21 protein-coding genes are annotated in these 20,068 nt (G+C 70.3%); 10 read left to right on the forward strand and 11 right to left on the reverse strand.

Features of this window, described 5'->3' with window-relative positions; genetic code table 11:
* Nucleotides 1-950: 950 nt before the first annotated feature.
* Nucleotides 951-2,411: a PQQ-binding-like beta-propeller repeat protein gene (locus ACIBQ8_RS39140; protein WP_397194575.1), complete on the reverse strand. Its 1,461-nt coding sequence runs from the start codon at nt 2,409-2,411 to the stop codon at nt 951-953.
* A 334-nt stretch (nt 2,412-2,745) separates the two neighbouring features.
* Nucleotides 2,746-4,098 (reverse strand): hypothetical protein, encoded by a 1,353-nt coding sequence (locus ACIBQ8_RS39145; RefSeq protein ID WP_397194576.1) that lies wholly within the window; start codon nt 4,096-4,098, stop codon nt 2,746-2,748.
* 317 nt (nt 4,099-4,415) lie between these two features.
* On the opposite strand from ACIBQ8_RS39145, the gene ACIBQ8_RS39150 reads away from it, so the two are divergent.
* Entirely contained in the window at nt 4,416-5,480 is a 1,065-nt protein-coding gene (locus ACIBQ8_RS39150) for a serine hydrolase (RefSeq protein WP_397194577.1), read from the forward strand.
* Here ACIBQ8_RS39150 and ACIBQ8_RS39155 read toward each other — a convergent pair.
* Genes ACIBQ8_RS39155 through pstS form a run of 5 tightly spaced genes read right to left on the reverse strand, consistent with a single transcriptional unit; the run spans nt 5,449 to nt 9,937 of the window.
* Entirely contained in the window at nt 5,449-6,174 is a 726-nt protein-coding gene (locus tag ACIBQ8_RS39155; protein WP_352366039.1) for a response regulator transcription factor, read from the reverse strand. The genes ACIBQ8_RS39150 and ACIBQ8_RS39155 overlap by 32 nt on opposite strands.
* Nucleotides 6,174-6,950, reverse strand: a complete 777-nt coding sequence (gene pstB, locus ACIBQ8_RS39160) for a phosphate ABC transporter ATP-binding protein PstB (protein ID WP_352322866.1) — start codon at nt 6,948-6,950, stop codon at nt 6,174-6,176. The genes ACIBQ8_RS39155 and pstB overlap by 1 nt, the downstream gene beginning before the upstream one ends.
* Nucleotides 6,951-6,965: 15 nt before the next feature.
* On the reverse strand, nt 6,966-7,838 hold the full coding sequence (gene pstA / locus ACIBQ8_RS39165) for a phosphate ABC transporter permease PstA (protein WP_397179831.1): 873 nt from the start codon (nt 7,836-7,838) through the stop codon (nt 6,966-6,968).
* Nucleotides 7,835-8,815 (reverse strand): phosphate ABC transporter permease subunit PstC, encoded by a 981-nt coding sequence (pstC, locus tag ACIBQ8_RS39170; protein ID WP_352322868.1) that lies wholly within the window; start codon nt 8,813-8,815, stop codon nt 7,835-7,837. The genes pstA and pstC overlap by 4 nt, the downstream gene beginning before the upstream one ends.
* 6 nt (nt 8,816-8,821) lie before the next feature.
* Nucleotides 8,822-9,937: a phosphate ABC transporter substrate-binding protein PstS gene (gene pstS, locus ACIBQ8_RS39175; RefSeq protein ID WP_397179830.1), complete on the reverse strand. Its 1,116-nt coding sequence runs from the start codon at nt 9,935-9,937 to the stop codon at nt 8,822-8,824.
* A gap of 137 nt (nt 9,938-10,074) precedes the next feature.
* Between pstS and ACIBQ8_RS39180 the strand changes: the two genes are divergently transcribed.
* The 3 genes from ACIBQ8_RS39180 (at nt 10,075) to ACIBQ8_RS39190 (ending at nt 11,858) form a co-directional block, all read left to right on the forward strand.
* Nucleotides 10,075-10,548, forward strand: coding sequence for a low molecular weight protein-tyrosine-phosphatase (locus tag ACIBQ8_RS39180; protein ID WP_387671284.1), 474 nt, complete (start codon nt 10,075-10,077; stop codon nt 10,546-10,548).
* Complete coding sequence (locus ACIBQ8_RS39185; protein ID WP_397179828.1) at nt 10,535-11,320, forward strand: fructosamine kinase family protein; 786 nt, start codon at nt 10,535-10,537, stop codon at nt 11,318-11,320. The genes ACIBQ8_RS39180 and ACIBQ8_RS39185 overlap by 14 nt, the downstream gene beginning before the upstream one ends.
* Nucleotides 11,321-11,486: 166 nt before the next feature.
* Nucleotides 11,487-11,858 (forward strand): Rv3235 family protein, encoded by a 372-nt coding sequence (locus ACIBQ8_RS39190; RefSeq protein ID WP_397179827.1) that lies wholly within the window; start codon nt 11,487-11,489, stop codon nt 11,856-11,858.
* A 9-nt stretch (nt 11,859-11,867) separates the two neighbouring features.
* Here the strand turns inward: ACIBQ8_RS39190 and hisN are convergent, their stop codons facing one another.
* Nucleotides 11,868-12,701 carry a histidinol-phosphatase gene (gene hisN / locus ACIBQ8_RS39195; protein ID WP_397194578.1) on the reverse strand — a complete coding sequence of 278 codons (834 nt, stop codon included), beginning with the start codon at nt 12,699-12,701 and terminating at the stop codon, nt 11,868-11,870.
* Nucleotides 12,702-12,755: 54 nt separating this feature from the next.
* Between hisN and ACIBQ8_RS39200 the strand changes: the two genes are divergently transcribed.
* On the forward strand, nt 12,756-13,211 hold the full coding sequence (locus tag ACIBQ8_RS39200) for a DUF4442 domain-containing protein (RefSeq protein WP_397179825.1): 456 nt from the start codon (nt 12,756-12,758) through the stop codon (nt 13,209-13,211).
* 12 nt (nt 13,212-13,223) lie between these two features.
* Here ACIBQ8_RS39200 and rsgA read toward each other — a convergent pair whose 3' ends face one another.
* Together rsgA and aroA are read right to left on the reverse strand one after the other, a co-directional pair.
* On the reverse strand, nt 13,224-14,255 hold the full coding sequence (gene rsgA, locus ACIBQ8_RS39205) for a ribosome small subunit-dependent GTPase A (RefSeq protein ID WP_397194644.1): 1,032 nt from the start codon (nt 14,253-14,255) through the stop codon (nt 13,224-13,226).
* 91 nt (nt 14,256-14,346) lie between these two features.
* Nucleotides 14,347-15,621, reverse strand: a complete 1,275-nt coding sequence (gene aroA / locus ACIBQ8_RS39210) for a 3-phosphoshikimate 1-carboxyvinyltransferase (RefSeq protein ID WP_397179824.1) — start codon at nt 15,619-15,621, stop codon at nt 14,347-14,349.
* A 176-nt stretch (nt 15,622-15,797) separates the two neighbouring features.
* Between aroA and ACIBQ8_RS39215 the strand changes: the two genes are divergently transcribed.
* Both ACIBQ8_RS39215 and ACIBQ8_RS39220 read left to right on the forward strand, forming a co-directional pair.
* Nucleotides 15,798-16,541: an SOS response-associated peptidase gene (locus tag ACIBQ8_RS39215; protein WP_387654916.1), complete on the forward strand. Its 744-nt coding sequence runs from the start codon at nt 15,798-15,800 to the stop codon at nt 16,539-16,541.
* 156 nt (nt 16,542-16,697) lie between these two features.
* The gene (locus ACIBQ8_RS39220; RefSeq protein WP_397194579.1) at nt 16,698-17,030 is read left to right on the forward strand and encodes a TraR/DksA family transcriptional regulator; all 333 of its coding nucleotides are present in this window, start codon (nt 16,698-16,700) and stop codon (nt 17,028-17,030) included.
* A 66-nt stretch (nt 17,031-17,096) separates the two neighbouring features.
* Here ACIBQ8_RS39220 and ACIBQ8_RS39225 read toward each other — a convergent pair whose 3' ends face one another.
* The gene (locus tag ACIBQ8_RS39225; RefSeq protein WP_397179822.1) at nt 17,097-17,837 is read right to left on the reverse strand and encodes a class I SAM-dependent methyltransferase; all 741 of its coding nucleotides are present in this window, start codon (nt 17,835-17,837) and stop codon (nt 17,097-17,099) included.
* Nucleotides 17,838-17,960: 123 nt separating this feature from the next.
* Between ACIBQ8_RS39225 and ACIBQ8_RS39230 the strand changes: the two genes are divergently transcribed.
* Genes ACIBQ8_RS39230 through ACIBQ8_RS39240 form a run of 3 tightly spaced genes read left to right on the forward strand, consistent with a single transcriptional unit; the run spans nt 17,961 to nt 19,889 of the window.
* Complete coding sequence (locus ACIBQ8_RS39230) at nt 17,961-18,677, forward strand: sigma-70 family RNA polymerase sigma factor (protein WP_387654924.1); 717 nt, start codon at nt 17,961-17,963, stop codon at nt 18,675-18,677.
* Complete coding sequence (gene rsrA, locus ACIBQ8_RS39235; protein ID WP_352322878.1) at nt 18,674-18,940, forward strand: mycothiol system anti-sigma-R factor; 267 nt, start codon at nt 18,674-18,676, stop codon at nt 18,938-18,940. The genes ACIBQ8_RS39230 and rsrA overlap by 4 nt, the downstream gene beginning before the upstream one ends.
* A gap of 10 nt (nt 18,941-18,950) precedes the next feature.
* Nucleotides 18,951-19,889 carry an NAD-dependent epimerase/dehydratase family protein gene (locus ACIBQ8_RS39240; RefSeq protein WP_397179821.1) on the forward strand — a complete coding sequence of 313 codons (939 nt, stop codon included), beginning with the start codon at nt 18,951-18,953 and terminating at the stop codon, nt 19,887-19,889.
* The last annotated feature ends 179 nt before the right edge of the window (nt 19,890-20,068 follow it).

Genomic DNA, 20,068 nt, shown 5'->3' on the forward strand with positions numbered 1-20,068 from the left:
CGGAAGTTAAGCTTCTCTGCGCCGATGGTACTGCACTCGGGAGGGTGTGGGAGAGTAGGTCACCGCCGGACAATCTTTCGAAGAGGCCTCACACGTATCGTGTGGGGCCTCTTCGCGTTGTGTGGGCTTCGACTTCGGCCGGGGCCCTTTCTGTGTTTGGGAGGGCTCCGGCTGCGGTCGGGGCCCTTCTTGCATTTCCGGGGGTGTTTCTTCTCTGCAGGTGCTGTCGCGGGGTGCAGGAGGCGGGCGGCGCCGCCCCAGCCGTCCCGCGGGACCGGCTCGTGCAGGCTCGTGGCAGGCTCTGGTGGATCGGTGGATCGGTGGATCGGCGCGGGGGCTCGCCGCTGCAAGGCGTGGGGCCGCTTATCGGTGGTTTCCAGTTGGTTCCACCTCTAGTCAGTCCGAGCCGGCCCACTTCGGAGGCTGAGGGTTCGGATTCCGCTCTACTTTGGAGGAGGCTGAGGGGCGTAGGCGGCCTCGCCTCGCACCTATCTGGCTCGTAGACCGAGGCATCTCCAGCGCCGTCCTGGGGCGGCCCTACGAATCCGCTGAACGTCGACCTTCGCCACGCTTGCGCAAGGTGGCCCTAATTGCGCGACCGCAGACAGAGTTCAGGTGTCATCAGCCCGCAGAGGTGGCATATCTTCGCGTGGCTGGGCCCGGTCCTCTCCCTCACGTAGGGCCGGTGGGATCGGACAGCGGCATGCGAGGCGAGTGTGGGGGCGTCGTGCCCTCCGGCATGTGAGGTTTCCCCGCTATACACACCATGCCTGGTGTCGCCGCACTCCCGGCTTCTCCGGGCTTTCGGGATCTCTCAGCCGGCCAAACGCGAGACCGGATGGCGCCTTGGAGGTGCAGGGTGAGGGGCTGGGGAGGAATTGGTTCGGGGAGGTGGGGAGATGGGAGAAGGGCCCGACGCAAGCAGCGTGGGGCCCTTCTGTGGTTGAGGGTTAGTTTGCTTTGGTGTTGACGTAGGTGACGGCGTATCTGGTGGCTACGGAGGTCCAGGGGACGGTGATCACTACGCCGTTGCGTTCGAAGACGCGGGCCTTTTCGGCCTCGGTGCCGTACTTCTGGGGGAGGGTGGCCAGTTCGGCGGCCTTGCCGGTGGCGGCGTCGAGGCGGACGAGGCGGGGGGCCAGGTCGCGGCGGTCGCCGGTTTCGAGGGCCAGCAGGCCCTGGTCGTCGGCGCGGATGTAGGTGAGGATCGTGTCCTGGGTGCCGGACGACTCCCACAGCTGCTTGCCGGTCTTCAGGTCGTAGGCGAGGGCCTTGTTGCGGGAGCGCATGCTCTGCGGGACGTTCTGCGGGAAGGTGGCCAGGTAGAGGCGGTCGCCGTGGATGGTGTAGCGGTGTTGTTCGAACAGGCCGTCGACCATGGCCACGGTGTTCATGGCGAGCATGTCCACCTCGGGGGTCTTGATCTCGGTCACCTTGGTGGCGGCGTCGGAGTAGACCGTGAAGGTGTTCTGGCCGCCGGACTCGCTGCGGATGATGGCGGGAGAGGCTGACAGAAGGCTGGTCATGAGGCTGAGCTGGCCCAGCGTGGCCTGCTTGGTGATCTTGCCGGTCTTCGGGTCGAGGTACTGGAGGCGGGTGCCGCCTCTGAAGGTGCAGTCGAGGATGACGGCGACCCGGGTGGCGGCGGTGTTGATGTCCTTGATGTGGCAGCCGTCGTCGGGGGACGCGGTGAGGCCCCACAGTTTGTGACCGTCGGTGAGGCGGTAGGCGGCCACCGCGTCGTCCAGCTCGGTGACGGCCACGCCGTCGGCGCTCATGATGCGGGGGACGTTGATGGAGTTCGCGAGGGTGGACTTCTCGGCCGGGATCTTGATCTTCCAGGTGAGCTTGCCCGTGGTGGCGTCGATGCCGGCCAGGTGGTCGCACGAGCTGCTGCTGCCGTACGCGATGGCGGCCTTGCCGGCGGACAGGTCCGGGGTGGCGCCGCAGAGCTGGGCGCCCGGCGAGGGGATGCCCCAGGAGCGTTTTCCGGACGTCAGGTCGTAGGCGAGGACGCCGTCCTTCTGGGCGCGGATGATGACCTTGTCGGTCAGCCAGCTGCCGAAGGCCAGGGCGGTGGTGAAGTCCCCGCTGCCGGCGTTGGGGAGGGGGACGTCCCATTCTGCCCCGTCGCTGCTCCCGCCGCCGAACGCGGTGAGGCCGCCGCCGGTCGTTCCGGTGGTGGCGACGAACCAGGCGGTGCCCGTGCTGACGGAGAGGAGGACCACGGCCGCGCCGGTGGCCAGCAGGGCGGTCTTCCACTTGGGCCGGGGGCTCTGCGGCTGCGGGGGTGCGGGGTGGTCGCCGTACGGTGTGCCGCTGCCCGGTGCGGGGGGCTGCGGGGGTTGGCCGTACGGCGAGGGCGCGCCGGGGGAGGGGTGGTTCGCCGGGTATGTGGACTGGTTGCCCATGGGCGGCGGGTATGCGGGCTGGTTGCCCGTAGGGGGTGGGTATGTGGGTTGGTTGCCTGGTGGCGGTGGGTATGCGGCTGGGTTGCCCGTTGGCGGGGCGTACGCGCCAGGAGAAGGAGCGTAGGGGGTGGCGGGCGGTTGCGGGTAGCCCGCGGGTGGGTAGGCGGCCGGGGCCGTGCCCTGCGGGGGGTGGGCGGCCGGGCTCTGGGGCCACGGCTGCGCGGGCGGAGGGTAGGCGCCGGGGTTGGGAGCCGGCTGGCCGTACGGGTTGGGGGGTGGGGAGCCGTACGGGCCGGGTGGGGTGTTGGAGTGGTCGGTCATGGTTGTTCCCCGTTCAGGCCAGCTGCCCGCGGACGTACGACGCCCACTGCCGTTCGAAGTCCGCCTTGCTCACGCCCAGCACCTTGAACAGTGCCGCCTCGCTGTCGTCGCCCTTGGCCCGGTAGGCCGCGATCACCGCGCTGGTCAGCTTCTGCTCGCCGTACCGCTGGGCGATGTAGCGCATGGCCAGGTGTCCCATCAGGTAGTGCACGTTCGTCATGCCGTTGGAGTCCCACGACGGGTTGTCGGGGAGCTCGCCTGAGAAGCGGGTGCTCAGGCGGCCGGCGAGGTAGGCGCGGCCTTCCTGGAAGCGGATGTTCTGGTTGATCGGGTGGCCGCGGTTGGCGGCGTACTCGGCGAAGCCCTCGATGACCCAGTTGGGCTTGCCGAAAAGGGAGAAGTCGGCGCTGTCCAGCCCGGCCAGGAGAGAGTGGGCCAGCTCGTGCGTGCTGATCTCCATGATGCCCTCGGACGACCGGAAGAAGGACGTGGTGGTGTCCATGACCACCCGGGTGCCGCCGACCTTGACGTCGTCGCCCAGGGAGGTCCAGGAGAGCATGGGGATGGACACGCCCGCTTCGTGCGCCTTCTCCTTGCGGAACAGGTTGCCGAGCTGGTTCTGCCCCTCGACCAGCGCGACCGCGAAACCGCCCGGCACGGGTGCGGTGGCGTCGCCGTTGCGCTTCCAGAAGTCCAGGTTCTTCTTCGCCGCGCCGGCGACCACCGGGGCGACGCGCCTGGCCATGGCCGCGTCCTGGGGACGGGCCAGGACGATGCTGGCGCCCGCGCGGACCACGGCGATGTCGGGCCAGATGTCCCACGGGCCCGGGTAGTACACGGACTTGCTGCCCTCGCTCACCATGGGCGGCGGCGCGCCGTCCACCTTGGTGACGACCAGGGGCGCGTCCTTGGACGCCTTCTCCAGCGTCCAGCGGTACCACTCCGAGACCGGTCGCAGGTCGATGCCGGCGAACCGGTGGACGAACGCGACGTCCTGGGTGAACTTCAGTGCCCGCCCGAAGCTGTCCTCGGCGCGGCCCTCGCGGCGCATCACCTTGTACGACGCCTCACTGAGCGGCACCTTGCGCAGGTTGGTGAACACCCTGCGCTGGTCGCGGATGAGCGTGACGTTGTCCTTGTCGAAGATCGAGGTGAACGCGTCGGCGTTGCCGCTGCTCAGCGCCTTGCCGTGCTCGTAGACCAGCTTGTCGATCTCCTGGTCGGTGACGACCACGGCGTTCGGGTCGCTCTTGCCGGACGCCTCCTGCCGGCGCAGCGGGTCCTGCTCGCCGTTGATGCGCTCGCGCAGGACGAGGCCCACGCCGGCGCCCACGGCGATCGCCACCACGAGGGAGACGATGCCCATGGTGACCCAGAAGCCGGTCCGGCGCCTGGGCGGAGAAGGCGGACTGGGTGGAGGTGGTGGTGGCGGCGGCTGCATGGCCGGCCACTGTTGCTGCTGCTGTTGCCCGTGATACTGCGGATAACTCGGCCCCGTTGTCACTTTTGCCCCGAGAGTGCTGGGAAACCCCGAAAGAGGGGAATCGTACCAGTGGCCACATCGCGCGTCTTCGGGGTGGTCGGGTTCTTTGTGGAGTGGTGAGTAGGTGAAGATGATTTCCGGCGACTCGTAGCGCGGTGTTGCCATTTTTCGTGATAATTCACCGCATGATCGCGGGCAGCGTGAGGACGCTTCCACGGCTGGCCATCGCGCTCGCCCTCCTGCCACCCCTGCTCGCCCCGGACACCGCCGCCGGGACGGCGGCACTGACCCCCCACGCGGCGCCGAGGCCGGGGAGCGCGCACGTGGCGCAGGGGCCCGCGAGCACGCACGTGGCGCAGGGGCCCGGGAGCACGCATGTGGCCTCGGAACCGGTGACCGGGCGCGCCGCGCCCGGCCCGGTACGCATGCCGCACCGCCTCGGCCCCCCGGCGATCATCGGGAAGGCCCCGGCCGAGCAACCGAAGGCTGAGCAACCGAAGGCCGTGAAACCGAAGGCCGTGAAACCCGTCCCGACGAAGAAGATCACCGAGCGGCTCGACCGGTTCCTGGCGGGCCGGCCGGGCCCGGTCACGGCCATGGTCAAGGATCTGACGACCGGCCGCGTCTACCGCTACCACCCGGGCGAACGGCTGATCACCGCCAGCACGGCCAAGGTCCAGATCCTGATGGCGCTGCTGCTCGGGACGCCGTGGCGCGAGCTGCCCGAGTCCGTCAGGCACGACGCCGAGCTCATGATCCGCTACAGCGACAACCACGCGGCCGACCGCCTGTGGTTGCGGATCGGCGGCGCGGCGGGCTTCACCGGGGCCGGCAGGAGGTTCGGGCTCAAGCACACCAGGGGCGTCCCGGGAGACTGCGTCGACCTCTACTGCTGGGGCATCACCGAGACGTCGGTGGACGACCAGGTCCGCCTGATGAAGGCGCTGGTGTCCGGGAAGAGCCCGCTGAAGGCGAAGGAGCGCGCGCGGGTGCTCAGGCTGATGGGCGCGGTCGTCCGCGGCCAGGACTGGGGCGTCTCCGCCGCGGCCTGCGCGGGCGAGCGCGTGCGGCTGAAGAACGGCTGGCTGAAGCGCGTCTCCAACGGGCGCTGGGCCACGGTCAGCGTGGGGCTGATCCGGGGCCGCGGCCACGACTACGCGGTCGCCGTCCTCACCGAGGGCAGCGCCGAGGTGGGGGACGGCATCGCGACCGTCGAGGGCGTCGCCGCGCGGATCATGCGGGACTTCCGGAAGTGCCGGGCGTGACCAGCCGGTAGCCGACGCCGCGCACGGTCTGGATGAGCTGGTCGTCGTTGTCGCCGAGGCGCGCGCGCAGCCGTTTGACGTGCACGGCGATCGTGTTCGTCGAGGTGGTCGCGGCGGCGTGCCACACGTGCCGCATGATCTGCTCGCGGGTGACCGTGCGGTCGGCGTTGCGCATCAGGTACTGCAGCAGCTCGAACTCGCGCAGCGGGAGGTGCACGACGCGGCCCTCGACGCGTACCTGGTAGGCCTGGACGTCCAGTTCGACGCCGCCGACGGCCAGCACCTTGCGGGACTCGGGGGAGGCCGCCTGGATGAACGGCAGCAGTTCCGGCACCCGGTACGGCCGGGCCACGCAGGCCGCCGCCCCCGCCGCGAGCGCGCGTACGGCCTGCTCGGCGTTCCCCTCGCCGACGCCGAGCAGGACGGGCACGGCTCGCGCGAGCCGTACCGCGCGGACGAAGTCGACCGCGTCGATGACCGGGAGCGTGGCCGACACGAGCACCACGTCGGGCTGCAGCGCCCCCGCCTGGAGCAGCCCTTGGGCGCCGTCCGGCGCGCCGGTGACGGCCACGCCCTCGCGTTCCAGCGCCGTGGCCAGGTCATCCACCACGGCGTCGTCGGGGTCGGCGATGAGCAGTACGGGCTTGGTCCGCGTGTCCCCGTTCATCGTGGATGCCGCCTGCTGTGGGGTCATCAGCCGAAGCGTCCCGTGATGTAGTCCTCTGTTGCCTTCTCCGAAGGATTGGTGAACATGCGGGAGGTCTCGTCCATCTCGATGACCTTGCCGGGCTTGCCCTGGGCGGCCAGGTTGAAGAACGCGGTCCGGTCGCTGACCCGGGCGGCCTGCTGCATGTTGTGGGTCACGATCACGATCGTGAACTCTTCCTTGAGCTGGGCCATCAGGTCCTCGATGGCCAGCGTCGAGATCGGGTCGAGCGCCGAGCACGGCTCGTCCATGAGCAGGACCTGCGGCTTGACCGCGATCGCGCGGGCGATGCACAGACGCTGCTGCTGACCGCCGGACAGGCCGGCGCCGGGCTTGTTCAGCCGGTCCTTGACCTCGTTCCAGAGGTTGGCGCCCTTCAGCGACTCCTCCACGATGCCGTCGAGGGTGGACTTGCCGACCCGCCCGTTGAGGCGGAGCCCGGCGGCCACGTTCTCGTAGATCGACATCGTGGGGAACGGGTTGGGGCGCTGGAAGACCATGCCGACCATGCGCCGGACCGAGACCGGCTCGACGGTGGGGGCGTACAGGTCTTCGCCGTCGAGCATGACCTTGCCCTCGACGCGGGCGCCGGGGATCACCTCGTGCATGCGGTTGAGCGTGCGCAGGAACGTCGACTTGCCGCATCCGGACGGGCCGATGAACGCGGTGATCGAGCGCGGCTCGATGGTCATCGACACGTCCTCGATCGCCTTGTGCGACCCGTAGTACGCGTCGAGGCCCGAGACCTGGATCTGCTTGGACATTGTGGCGGTTACCCCCTATCGGCCCCTGGCGGGCCTGCGCCACCAGGCGATCAGGCGCGCCACCAGGTTGAGCAGCATGACGATCAGGATCAGCGTGAGGGCTCCGGCCCAGGCGCGGTCGATGGCGGTGTCGTTGGGACGGGCCGCCTGGTCGAAGACGAAGAGCGGAAGGCCCATCTGCGGCCCGCTGAACGGATCGTTGTTGATGGAGTCGGTGAAGAACACCGTGAGCAGCAGCGGCGCGGTCTCGCCGGCCACGCGGGCGACGGCCAGCATGACGCCGGTGACGATGCCGGTGAACGCGGTCGGCAGCACGACCTTCAGGATCGTGCGCCACTTGGCCACGCCCAGCGCGTACGAGGCTTCGCGCAGGTCGTTGGGGACGAGCCGGAGCATCTCCTCGGCCGATCTGACCACGGTCGGCATCATCAGGATCGACAGCGCCAGCGCGCCGGCGAAGCCGGAGAACGGGTTGCCCAGGAAGAGCACCCAGAAGGCGAGGATGAACAGGCCGGAAACGACTGAAGGGACGCCGGTCATGACGTCCACGAAGAAGCTGATGGCCCGGCTCAGGCGGCCGCCGTGGCCGTACTCGACCAGGTAGATGGCGGTGAACAGGCCGATCGGGACCGAGATGAGCGAGGCCAGCAGGACCTGCTCCAACGTGCCGATGATGGCGTGGTAGGCGCCGCCGCCGACGTCGCGGGCGCCGATGTTCCGCATCGAGTGGGTGAGGAACTCCATGTCGAAGCGGGCCAGGCCGTTCGAGATCACCAGCCAGAGGACCGACACGAGCGGCACCACGGCCAGCGCGAACGCCAGGTAGACCAGCCCCTGGACGAACCTGTCCTTGATCCGGCGGCCGGTCGAGATGTGCTGGATGGTCATGCCCCCACCGCCCTGAACTCCTTGCGCCGGTTGATCACCATGCGTGCGCCCATGTTGACCAGCAGCGTGATGACGAACAGCACCAGACCGGAGGCGATCAGCGCGCCCCGGCCGACCTGCGTGGCCTCGCCGAAGCCGTTGGCGATGTTGGCCGCGATGCTGTTGGCGTGCGGGGTGAGGATCTCGAAGCTGATGTCGAAGGTGGCGGGGAAGATCAGCGCGACCGCGATGGTCTCGCCCATCGCGCGGCCGAGGCCGAGCATGGCGGCGCTGATGACGCCGGGCCGGCCGAACGGCAGCACGGCCATCCTGATCATCTCCCAGCGGGTGGCGCCGAGCGCCAGGGCCGCCTCCTCGTTCATCTTCGGGGCCTGGAGGAAGACCTCGCGCGAGATGGCCGCGATGATCGGCAGGATCATGATCGCCAGGACGATGCCGCCGGCGAGCATGGTCTTGCCGCCGATGGCCCCCTCGCCGGAGAACAGCGGGAACCAGCCGAGGTGCTCGTTGAGCCACTGCGACGGCGTGCGCAGCAGCGGCACCAGGAACGTCACGCCCCACAGGCCGTAGACGACGCTGGGCACGGCGGCCAGCAGGTCGACCAGGTAGCCGAGCGGCCCGGCCAGGCGGCGGGGCGCGTAGTGGGAGATGAACAGCGCCACGCCCACCGCGATGGGGGTGGCGATGACCAGCGCGATCGCCGAGCTGAGGACGGTGCCGAAGGCCAGCGCGCCGATGCCGAAGACCTGGCTGCCGTTGGGCTCCCAGATCAGGTCGGTGAAGAAGTTGCCCTTGTTCGCCTGCAGGGCCGGCACGGCCTCGCTGATGAGGAAGACGGCGATGGCCGCCATGATCCCCAGCAGCAGGACGCCGGCGCCGGTGGAGACGAACTTGAAGGGTCCTTCACCATGGCTGCGCCGCGAGGCGGACCGGCGCGTGGCCGGCCCGCCCCCACGGGTACGAACGTTGGTCGTCATGTGCTGCTAGGAGATCGCGCCGACGGCGGTGCGGACCTTGGTGAGCAGCTCGCCCGCGAGCGGGGCGTAGCCTAGGTCCTTCAGCGCGGCCTGGCCCTCGTCGCTGGAGGTGTAGGTGAGGAACTCCTTGACGAGCTTGGCCTGCTCGGGCGCGAGGCCCTTCTCGCAGGTGATCTCGTACGTCACCAGCACGATCGGGTACGCGCCCGCCGTCTTGGTGGCGTAGTCGATGCTCAGCTTGAGGTCGTTGCCGGTGCCGGTGATCTCGGCGGTCTCGACCGTCTTGGCCGCGCTGTCGGCGGTCAGCTCGACGAACTCGCCGGAGCCGTTGGCCACCTTGGCCTTGCTGAGCTGGGAGTTCTCGGCGAAGGAGAGCTCGACGTAGCCGATGGAGCCCTCGGTGCTCTTGACGCTGGCCGCGACCTGGTCCGAGCCCTTGGCGCCCTGGCCCTTGGCCTCGGCGGGCCAGGCCTTGGCGGGCTCGTACGGCCAGCCGGCGGTCGCCTTGAGGAACTTGGTGAAGTTGTCGCTGGTGCCCGACTCGTCCGAGCGGTGGAAGGCCGAGATCGGCGTGGACGGGAGCTTGGCGTCGGGGTTGTCGGCCTTGATGGCCGCGTCGTCCCACTTGGTGATCTTGCTGTCGAAGATGCCGCCGATGGTCTTGGGCGACAGCTGCAGGCCGTCCACGCCGGGGAGGTTGTAGACCACCGCGACCGGGCCGGTCACCATCGGGATGTTGATGGCCTTGCCGGTCTTGCACCGGGCGTCGGCCTGGGCGGGCTCGCCCTTGTCGTCCTTGAGAGCGGAGTCCGAACCCGCGAAGTCGACCGTGCCCGCGATGAACGACTGCACACCGGCACCCGAACCGCTCGGCTGGTAGTTCAGGCTCACGCCCGAGTTCTTGGCCTGGAAGTCCTTCTTCCACTGGTCGATCGCGTTGGCCTGGGCCGACGAGCCGGCGGCGTTGATGGTGCCGCTCAGGCCGTTGTCGTTGCCCGCGGCGGGAGCGCTGGCGGAGCTGGTGCCGTCCGTGCCCCCGGAGCTGTTGTTGTCTGTGCCGCACGCAGCGAGCGAGAGCGCGCCGACGACGGCGACGGCGGCGAGCCGGCCTGCATACTTCACGGTTGGGTTCCCCTCACTTGGTCCTTAGTCGTCCATGAAGTTATGCAGGCAAAGTGACTCAGACCCCCCAACAAGGGTGAACGTTCGGTGAACGCGCCTGGTCGTCTCCATCAATTTGACCAGCGAAGATGGGATACATGAGCTATCGCGTGTGTCTCGTGTGCATGGGCAACATCTGCCGTTCCCCGATGGCGGAGGTGGTGCTCCGCCGGACCCTGGAGGAGCGCGGGCTCGGCGGCCGGGTCGTCGTCGAGAGCGCGGGCACCGGCGGCTGGCACGCCGGCGATCCGATGGACGAGCGGGCGCTGGGCATCCTGGCCGAGCACGGTTACGACGGCGCCGCCCACCGCGCCAGGCAGTTCACGCGGGACTGGTTCGACCGCTACGACCTGGTGCTGGCGATGGACCGGGACAACGCGGCCAACCTGCGCCGCCTGGCGCCCGCCGGCGTCGAGGTGCGCCTGTTCCGCTCGTTCGACCCCGGCGCGCCGGACGGCGCCGAGGTGCCCGACCCCTATTACGGTGGCCGCGAGGGTTTCGAGGAGGTGCTGACCATGCTGGAGACGGCCTCCAAGGGCGTGGCCGCGCACATCGCCGATGAGATCGACTGAGGACCTCGGCTCCTCCCACGGCCGGCGGCTGCAGCGCGGCGTGCTGGCGGACGGGCGGCAGGTGTTCGCCAAGATCGGTCCTGCCTCCGGCGTGTTCGCCTCGGAGGCCGCCGGGTTGCGCTGGCTGGGCGAGGCGATCACCGTGCCCGAGGTCGTGGAGGCCGGTCCCGACCGGCTGGTGCTGTCATGGGTGCCGCAGGAGGCGCCCACCGCCGAGGCGGCCCTGCGGTTCGGCCGTGACCTGGCCCGTCTGCACCGCGCCGGGGCGGCCGGGTTCGGCGCGCCGTGGCCCGGGTTCATCGCCGAGCTGCCCATGGACAACTCGCCCGACGGCGACTGGCCGTCCTTCTACGCCTCCCGGCGGGTGCTGCCGTTCCTGCGCCGGGCGCGGCTGCCGGCCGCGGACGTGACGCTGGTCGAGCGGGCCGTGGCGCGGTTCGCCGAGGTGGCCGGGCCGCCGGAGCCGCCCGCCCGCCTCCATGGGGATCTGTGGAGCGGGAACGTGTTGTGGTCGGGCGGCACCGGGGTGCTCGTCGATCCGGCGGCCCACGGCGGGCACCGGGAGACGGATCTGGCCATGCTCGCCCTGTTCGGGCTGCCGTACCTGGATCGGGTGATGGGGGCGTACCAGGAGGAGTTCCCGCTCGCGGCGGGGTGGCGGGCGCGGGTGCCGCTGCACCAGCTCCATCCGCTGCTGGTGCACGTGGTGCTGTACGGAGCCGCCTACCGCGACTCGTTGCTGAATGCGGTCGCCCACGTGTTGTCGCTCTGAACAACCGATAAAGAAAGAGGGGATCCAGCCCCGCGATGCATTTCTCCGCCCAAGGGGAGGAAAGAGGACGGCGGCCGGGTAAAGTTGGCGGATTTCGTATCGGGCGGCCCCGGCCGAAAACTCATTAAGGCGTTTCCTTCTTCCCCCTGAGTCAAAAGGAGGGCGCATGGCGGACGACTCCACGCACGGCGCACTGGCCCTGACCCCGCTGGTCTGGGGCCCGCCCGGAGCCCGGCCCGACGAACGCGGGCTGCGCCAGCTCGGGCAGGCGCTGGCCGAGGTGCTGACGGGTCGCCGCCCGCCGGAGTCGGTGGCCGACCGGCTCACCGGCGGGGCCTACCGCGACCTCGTCAGGGCCGGGCGGATGATCTCCGCCGAGCGGCCGCCGTTCGTCGGGAGCCCCCATGTCAAGGAGCCGAGGGAAGGGGCCGTCGAGATGTGCGTGCTGGTGCACTGCGGGGAGCGCAGCCACGTCCTGGCCGTACGGCTGGAGCGGCACGGGCACCGATGGTTGTGCACCGACTTCGAGACGGCCTGAGGTGAGCCGTCAGGAGATGACCGTGGTGCCGTTGAGCCGGTTGAGCACCTCGTCGTGGAGGGCGCCGTTCGTGCAGACCAGGCTGCCGCCCTCCAGGCCGCGCACGCCGGCGAGGTCGGTCCAGACGCCGCCGGCCTCCTCGACGATCACGGTCAGGGCCGCCATGTCCCACGGCGACAGCTCCGGCTCGGCGGACACGTCGGCCGAGCCCTCGGCGACCATCATGTGCGACCAGAAGTCGCCGTACGCGCGGGTGCGCCAGCAGGCGCGGCCGAGGTCGAGGAAGTTGTCCAGCTTGCCGAGCTCCTCCCAGCCGCCGAAGCTGGAGTAGGAGAAGGAGGCGTCCTCCAGCGCGGTGACCGAGGAGACGCTCATCCTGGTGGCCTTGGCCAGGCTCTTGCCGGTCCAGGCGCCGCCGCCGGTCGCCGCCCACCAGCGACGGCCGAGCGCGGGGGCCGAGACCAGGCCGACGACGACCTTGCCGTACTCCATGAGCGCGATCAGCGTGGCCCAGACGGGCACGCCGCGCACGTAGTTCTTGGTGCCGTCGATGGGGTCGATGATCCACGACCGGGCTCCCTGCCCGGTCGTGCCGAACTCCTCGCCCACCACCGCGTCGCGCGGCCGGGCCCGGCGCAGCGTGCCGCGGATGGCCTCCTCGACGGCGCGGTCGGCGTCGCTGACCGGCGTCAGGTCGGGCTTGGTCTCGACCTTGAGGTCGACCGCCTTGAAGCGCCGCATGGTCAGGTCGTCGGCGGCGTCCGCCATGACGTGAGCGAGGCGTAGATCGTCGTTGTAACCCTGCACGGTCAGCCACGCTATCGCGTCGGTCGCGCCGGACATCAGTCGCCGGCACCCCTTTTCTGGTAACTCCCTTTTCGGCTACTGGCCAGTAACATGTCTCCTATGTCCACTGATGTAGGTGCCTTCCTTCTCGAAACCGTTCCATTCGCCCGGACGCTGGGAATCGTGTTCGACTCGGTCGAGGACGGCCGGGCGGAATGCCGGCTGCCCGACCGGCCCGAGCTGCACAACCACGTGGCCGGGCCGCACGCGGGCACGCTGTTCACCCTGGCCGAGTCGGCGTCGGGCGCGGCGGTGCTGTCCAGGTTCGGCGACCAGCTCAGCCGCAGCGTGCCGCTGCCCACCACGGCGACCATCGAGTTCCGGAAGGTGGCCCTGGGGGAGGTGCGGGCCGAGGCGCGCGTGGCCGCCACCAGGGAGGAGGTCGTCGGCAAGCTGGACGCCGGCCAGCGGCCGGTCTTCGACGTGCTGGTCGACATACGGGACGCGGCCGGCACCCTGGTCTCCGGCCTCACCGTCACCTGGACCCTGCGTCCCAACCGGCCCTGAACCGGCCGCGGATCAGGCGGCCGGCTCGTCGGGGGCGCCCTCGCGGCTGGACAGCAGGCGGCGCAGCGACTCAAGGCGCGCCGGGTCGGCGTTGCCCGCGGCCGCCCAGGCGTCGAGCGCGCAGCCGTCGCCGAGGTGGGTGCAGCCCTTCGGGCAGGTGACCGTGCCCTCCACCAGGTCGGGGAAGGCGGCCAGCACGGTCTCGACCGACACGTGGGCCAGGCCGAAGCTGCGCACCCCCGGCGTGTCGATGATCCAGCCGCCCTCGGGCAGCTCCAGCGCGACGGCCGAGGTGGAGGTGTGCCGGCCGCGGCCGGTGACCGCGTTGACGTGCGAGACCGCGCGGTTGGCGTCCGGCACCAGGGCGTTGACCAGGGTGGACTTGCCCACGCCCGAATGGCCCACCAGCACGCTGATGCGGCCGGCCAGGTGGTCGCGCAGCTCGTCGAGGGAGCCGCCCTTGTGGACCACGATGTGCGGCACGCCCAGCGGCTCGTACAGGGCGACCAGCTCGTCCGGCGGGGCGAGGTCGGACTTGGTCAGGCAGAGCAGGGCGTCGATCTCGGCGTCGAACGCCGCCACCAGGATCCGGTCGATCATCCGGGGCCGGGGCGGCGGGTCGGCCAGCGCCGTGACGATCACGAGCTGGTCGGCGTTGGCCACGACCGGGCGCTCGATGCCGTCGGTGTCGTCGGTGTCGTCGGCCGAGCGGCGCAACATCGAGGTGCGCGGCTCCACCCGGACCACCCTGGCCAGCGTGTCGGGGCGGCCCGACACGTCGCCGACCAGGGCCACCCGGTCGCCGACCACGATGCCCTTGCGGCCCAGCTCGCGGGCCTTCATGGCGACCACGAGCCGGCGCTGCTGCTGCTTGCGCCTGTGGCCGCGCTCGGGCTCGACCAGGATGGTGTAGCGGCCCCGGTCGACGGCGACCACGAAGCCCTCCACGGCGTCCTCATGCGCGGGACGGATGCGGGTGCGCGGGCGCGAGCCCTTGCCCGGCCTGACCCGTACGTCGTCCTCGTCGTACTCCCGCTTTCTCAGCGGTCCGCTCCCATGCGCTCGCTTCCTCTCACGCCGGACCCTTCTGCGAAGTGCCCCCGCCGCCTGCCGCGAAACGCGCGATCATCGCCGCTCATCGGGACTCCAGCATCGCCGCCCACATCTGGACGAACTCGGGCAACGTCTTGGCTGTCGTCGCGATGTTCTCCACCTCCACGCCCGGCACGGCGAGGCCGATCACGGCTCCGGCCGTGGCCATGCGGTGGTCGTCGTAGCTGTGGAACACGCCGCCGTGCAGCGGGCGCGGACGGATGATCAGGCCGTCGGCCGTCTCCTCCGCGTCGCCGCCGAGGGCGTTGATCTCGGCGGCCAGCGCGGCCAGCCGGTCGGTCTCGTGGCCGCGCAGGTGGCCGACCCCGCGGATGCGGCTCGGCGTGGTGGCCAGGGCGGCCAGCGCGGCGATCGTGGGGGTCAGCTCGCCCACCTCGTGCAGGTCGGCGTCGAGGCCCTTGACCTCGCCCGTGCCGGTGACGACCAGGTCGTCGCCGTCGCGGGTCACCGTGGCGCCCATGGTGGTGAGCAGGCCGCGCAGCGCGTCGCCCGGCTGGGTGGTCTCCGCCGGCCAGCAGGGGACGGTGACCGTGCCGCCCGTGACCAGCGCGGCGGCCAGGAACGGCGCCGCGTTGGACAGGTCGGGCTCGACCGTCATGTCCCTGGCCGCGATCGGGCCCGGTTCGACCCGCCACACGTCGCGCTCGGTGTCGTCGACCTTGACCCCGGCCTCGCGCAGCATGTGGACGGTCATCTCGATGTGCGGCTGGGAGGGCACCGGCGGGCCGACGTGCCGGATCGTCACGCCCTTGGCGAACCGCGCCGCCGTCAGCATCAGCCCCGAGACGAACTGCGAGGAGCCGGAGGCGTCGATCGTGACCTCGCCGCCGGTCAGCGGGCCGGTGATGGTGAACGGGAGCGCGTCGTTGTCGATGCGCGCCCCGAGCGCGCGCAGGGCGTCGAGGATCGGGCCCATCGGACGCCTGCGGGCGTAGGGGTCGCCGTCGAAGAAGACCGGCCCGTCGGCCAGCGCCGCCATCGGCGGGACGAACCGCATGACCGTGCCCGCCAGCCCGGCGTCGATGCGCGCGCCGCCGCGGACCGGGCCCGGCCGCACCTCCCAGTCGACCGCGTCGGTGGTCTCGCGCACGGCCGTCAGCGTGGCGCCGAGCGCGCGCAGGGCCGACACCATGAGGTCGGCGTCGCGGCTGCGCAGCGCCTGCCGGACGACGCCCGGACCGTCGGCCAGCGCGGCGAGCAGCAGCGCCCGGTTGGTGACGGACTTGGAGCCGGGCAGGCGGACGGAGGCGTTGACGGGCGTGTCGGCCGTCGGCGCGGGCCAGTGCTGAGCGGGCATGTCCAAAGCCTACTGGCCCTGGTACGGCGCGTTCACGGCCTGTGGACGACGCGTCGCCCTTCCGCCGGGCCGCGCCGCCCCGGCCGGACGCGTCGGCCTTCCGCCGAGGCGAGCCGAGTCGCACCGGCCGGAGGCGAAGCCGCGAGCGACCCTCCGGCGTATGGCAATGTGGGGACATGTGCGGTAGATACGCCTCGGCGCGCAAGAAGCACGAGCTGCTGGAGGAGTTCCAGGTCGAGCTCGACGGCGAGCCCGACAAGGAGCTGGGCGCCGACTTCAACGTCGCCCCCACCAAGAACGTCTACGCGGTCATGAGCCGCTCCTCCAAGGAGGACGAGCACCCGGTCCGGCAGCTCAGGATCGTCAAGTGGGGCCTCGTGCCCGTCTGGGCCAAGGATCCGTCGATCGGCTCCCGGCTGATCAACGCCAGGGCCGAGACGCTGGCCGAGAAGCCGTCGTTCCGGCAGGCGTTCGCCAAGCGCAGGTGCCTGATCCCGGCCGACGGCTACTTCGAGTGGATGGCCGTCGAGGGCGAGAAGAAGAAGCAGCCGTACTTCATCCACCCGGCCGACGGCGGCGTGCTGGCCATGGCGGGCCTGTACGAGTTCTGGAAGGACCGCACCCGCGACGACGACGACCCGCTCAAGTGGCTGGTCACCTGCACGGTCATCACCACGGACGCCGAAGACCAGCTCGGCCGCATCCACGACAGGATGCCGATGATGATCGAGCGCGACCGCTGGGCCGACTGGCTCGACCCGGGCCTCACCGACACCGAGCGCGCCTCACGACTCCTGGTGCCCGCGGAGGCCGGGAGACTGGCGGCATATCCCGTTTCTACTGATGTCAATAATGTCCGGAACAATGGGCCGGATCTCATCAAACCGCTTCCCGATGAGGAGGAAGCCGGCCTTTTCTAAAGGTGTAAGAAGCATGGTAAGTGGGCATTCGGTGAGGAAAGCGATGCGACCGTTCACTCGGTGTCACCGCCACAACATGCCCCTAATTGCGCCGGGCGGGACAACCGGGGAGTCCTAGCCGCGGGCTTCCCCCTTTTCACCCGGAGGTGCGGATTCGTGGACGTCACGACCGCTCGTAAGCGGCTCGAAGACATGCTCGCGGAGCTGGACCGCTCGATCGGGGTCCTCCAGGGCGACCCCGTCGCGATCCGCGAGCACTCGGCGGCCGACGCGGGCTCCGACCTCACCGACGCCGACCGCGCGCAGGCCATGCTCACCGTGGCGACCGCGCAACGCCGCGCGGTGACCGAGGCGATCAGGCGCCTGGACGACGGCGCGTACGGCCGGTGCGTCGACTGCGACCAGCCGGTGCCCGAGGGCCGGCTGGAGGCCCGCCCGGAGGCCGCCCGCTGCGTGCAGTGCCAGGGAAGGCGCGAACGCCGCCGCTGACCGGCCGCCGCGGCCGAAGGCCGCCGGACACGGAGAACGGCGGCCCTCGACGAGCCGGGCGGCGGCTCAGCTCTTGCGGGCGCTGGCCACCAGGTGGATGCCCACCGTGTCGTCGTCGTCGGGATGGGCGTCGAGCTCGGTGCGCACGAGCCAGGTCAGGGCCCGCCCGTCGGACCCGAGCACGTGGTCCACCGTGGACGGCGACAGCACCGTGCGCGGCCGCATCCACTCCACCTCCAGCCCGGCCCCCATCAGCAGCTCGCGGAGCTGGCCGCTGCTGAAGCAGCGCGTGATGCTGCCGTCGGGCCAGGGCACCAGCATGACCTCGCCGGTCTGCCGCAGGTGCTGCCACTGCTCCTGCTCGGCCAGGATCGCCATGCCGAGCACCAGCGAGTCGACGCACACCAGCGCCCGCCCGCCCGGACGCAGCACCCTGGCCACGTCGCTCATCGCCGACTCGGCCATGAGCTCGATCGACATCGCCCGTTCCTCGGCGAGCACCGCGTCGACGCTCTCATCGGGGAGAAAGGCCAGATCGTCGGCGCGTACGTGCCGAACCCGGTCGGCGTCCCGCAAACGGGACTGCGCGTCCACGGTCCGGCGGAAGTCGAGCACTTCGATCACCCGGTGTCCCGCCCTCGCGGCCTGGCCGGACCAGCGTCCGCGGCCGCCGGACAGATCGAGGATCACCGACGGCTCGCCGGGGAGCCAGCGGTTCAGTTGCTCGGCGGCGACGGCGTTGTAGAAGGTCCAGTACGGCCCGAGCGTCCCAGAGCCGTTCAGTTCCTCGGCCGGAATGGGCAGCACACGCGACTCCTGAGTTCCGGAAAAAGGGCTACCAGCCGGTACGTATGGACGTTCCCCGCACCGGGTCCTCTGTACCTTCTATCTTGCGGGAACAGACAAGGGCGCGGGCGTGTTGCGACGAGCATGCTCACATTGGAAAGACCGCGCCCCGATGACCAGGAGGTCATCGGCCAGCGGGTATTCTCCCCTGAGTACGGTGTACCGCCACAGCCGGCCACCGGTGATCTTAGGGGGGTGGGTCCGGTGCCCGCGACAGGCGCGGAGACTCTGGAGCAGCGCAGCGAGCGGTTCGAGCGCGACGTCATGCCGTATCTCGAACAGCTCTACTCCGCCGCGCTCCGGATGACCCGGAATCCAGCGGACGCGGAGGACCTGCTTCAGGAGACCTTCGCCAAGGCGTTCGCGTCGTTCCACCAGTTCCAGGAGGGCACGAACCTCAAGGCGTGGCTCTACCGGATCCTGACGAACACGTTCATCAACAGCTACCGCAAGAAGCAGCGTGAGCCCAAGCAGTCCGGCACCGAGGAGATCGAGGACTGGCAGCTCGCGCGCGCCGAGTCCCACACCTCGAGCGGGCTGAAGTCGGCCGAGGTCGAGGCGCTGGAGCACCTCCCCGACGGCGACATCAAGCAGGCGCTCGCGGCGCTGCCGGAAGAGTTCAGGATCGCCGTCTACCTCGCCGACGTCGAAGGCTTCCCCTACAAGGAGATCGCCGACATCATGGGCACTCCCATCGGCACCGTGATGTCCAGGCTGCATCGGGGACGCAGGCAGCTCCGGGGCCTCCTTGAGGACTACGCCCGCGAGCGCGGCCTGGTCCCCTCGGAGGGATCGAAATGAGCTGTGGCAACCCGCACGACACCGACTGTCGCGAGGTGCTGGACAAGGTCTACGCCTACCTCGACGGCGAGCTGACCGATGGTGACGTCTCCGACATCCGCGTGCATCTCGACGAGTGCAGCCCGTGCCTGAAGGAGTACGACCTCGACAAGGCGGTCAAGGCGCTCGTGGCCAAGCACTGCGGCTGCGACCCCGTCCCCGCCGATCTGCGTTCCAAGGTGCTGGCGCGGATCGAGCAGGTGAGGTCGGAGCTGGCCGACTAGGATTCACGCCATGCGCGTCCTAGTCACCGGTGGTGCCGGTTTCATCGGGTCGAATCTCGTCGACCGCCTGCTCGCGGACGGACACGAGGTCGTGGCCGTAGACGACCTGTCCTCCGGCAGCAGGGACAACCTGGTCAACGCCGCCGAGAGCGACCGTTTCAGCCTGCACGTCCTCGACGTGCGCGACCCGGCGATCATCGGGCTGGCGGCCGAGCTGCGGCCCGAGGTCATCTGCCACCTGGCCGCCCAGATCAGCGTACGCAAGAGCGTCGCCGACCCCGTGCACGACGCCCGGCTCAACGTCGAGGGCACCGCGTCGGTGCTGACGGCGGCCAAGGAGGGCACCACGCGCAAGGTGGTGTTCGCCTCGTCGGTGGCGGTCTACGGCCGGCCCGCCACGATCCCCGTGCCCGGCGACGCGCCCACCGACCCGCGCTCGCCGTACGCGGCCTCCAAGCTGAGCGCCGAGATCTACCTGGCGACCTTCCGCGCCCTGTACGGCCTGGAGTACACCACGCTGGTGCTCTCCAACGTCTACGGCCCCCGCCAGTCGCCCGACGGCGAGGCCGGCGTCGTGTCGATCTTCACCGACGCCCTGCTCAACGGCACCCCCACCGTCCTCTACGGCGACGGCACCCAGACCCGCGACTACGTCTACGTCGACGACGTGGTCGACGGCTTCGTCCGGGCCTGCGGCAGCGAGGGCAACGGCCGCCGCTTCAACCTCGGCACCGGCATCCAGACCACCGACAGGCGCCTGCACTCGCTGATCGCCGACGCCGCCGGGGCCCAGGACAAGCCGGGCTTCGCGCAGCCGCGCCTCGGCGACCTGCCCGCGATGGCCGTCGATCCGGTGCCCGCCCACGAGGGGCTCCGCTGGGAGCCGCGCACCGACCTGCCGACCGGCGTGAAGAGCACCGTGGCCTGGGCGCGGAGTCGCGCCAGGTAGTTGCTTGATTACACTTTGCTTGCGATTTCCCGCTCGGCCCGTACGGTGACGTCCTGTTCTGTAGCGTGAGCTCCAGAAGTCGACGTGGAGGCATGTGGGATGTTGAAGGACAGGTTCACCCGGTCGCTCGCCGCCGTCATCGTGGTCGCCTCGATGGTGGCCCTGGCCGGCATCGGCGC

It is taken from the genome of Nonomuraea sp. NPDC049646 (genome assembly GCF_044465525.1).
In the GTDB taxonomy this organism is placed as follows: domain Bacteria; phylum Actinomycetota; class Actinomycetes; order Streptosporangiales; family Streptosporangiaceae; genus Nonomuraea.

Excerpts from the sequence above, each read along its gene's own strand:
- ACIBQ8_RS39185 (WP_397179828.1), top strand. The coding sequence starts at position 10,535 with ATGAGATCGACTGAGGACCTCGGCTCCTCCCACGGCCGGCGGCTGCAG.
- ACIBQ8_RS39230 (WP_387654924.1), top strand. The coding sequence starts at position 17,961 with ATGCTCACATTGGAAAGACCGCGCCCCGATGACCAGGAGGTCATCGGC.
- ACIBQ8_RS39180 (WP_387671284.1), top strand. The coding sequence starts at position 10,075 with ATGAGCTATCGCGTGTGTCTCGTGTGCATGGGCAACATCTGCCGTTCC.
- aroA (WP_397179824.1), bottom strand. The coding sequence starts at position 15,621 with ATGCCCGCTCAGCACTGGCCCGCGCCGACGGCCGACACGCCCGTCAAC.
- ACIBQ8_RS39155 (WP_352366039.1), bottom strand. The coding sequence starts at position 6,174 with ATGACCCCACAGCAGGCGGCATCCACGATGAACGGGGACACGCGGACC.
- ACIBQ8_RS39190 (WP_397179827.1), top strand. The coding sequence starts at position 11,487 with ATGGCGGACGACTCCACGCACGGCGCACTGGCCCTGACCCCGCTGGTC.
- pstB (WP_352322866.1), bottom strand. The coding sequence starts at position 6,950 with ATGTCCAAGCAGATCCAGGTCTCGGGCCTCGACGCGTACTACGGGTCG.
- ACIBQ8_RS39140 (WP_397194575.1), bottom strand. The coding sequence starts at position 2,411 with ATGGGCAACCAGTCCACATACCCGGCGAACCACCCCTCCCCCGGCGCG.
- hisN (WP_397194578.1), bottom strand. The coding sequence starts at position 12,701 with ATGTCCGGCGCGACCGACGCGATAGCGTGGCTGACCGTGCAGGGTTAC.
- ACIBQ8_RS39200 (WP_397179825.1), top strand. The coding sequence starts at position 12,756 with ATGTCTCCTATGTCCACTGATGTAGGTGCCTTCCTTCTCGAAACCGTT.
- ACIBQ8_RS39240 (WP_397179821.1), top strand. The coding sequence starts at position 18,951 with ATGCGCGTCCTAGTCACCGGTGGTGCCGGTTTCATCGGGTCGAATCTC.
- pstC (WP_352322868.1), bottom strand. The coding sequence starts at position 8,815 with ATGACGACCAACGTTCGTACCCGTGGGGGCGGGCCGGCCACGCGCCGG.
- rsrA (WP_352322878.1), top strand. The coding sequence starts at position 18,674 with ATGAGCTGTGGCAACCCGCACGACACCGACTGTCGCGAGGTGCTGGAC.
- ACIBQ8_RS39215 (WP_387654916.1), top strand. The coding sequence starts at position 15,798 with ATGTGCGGTAGATACGCCTCGGCGCGCAAGAAGCACGAGCTGCTGGAG.
- ACIBQ8_RS39145 (WP_397194576.1), bottom strand. The coding sequence starts at position 4,098 with ATGGGCATCGTCTCCCTCGTGGTGGCGATCGCCGTGGGCGCCGGCGTG.
- pstA (WP_397179831.1), bottom strand. The coding sequence starts at position 7,838 with ATGACCATCCAGCACATCTCGACCGGCCGCCGGATCAAGGACAGGTTC.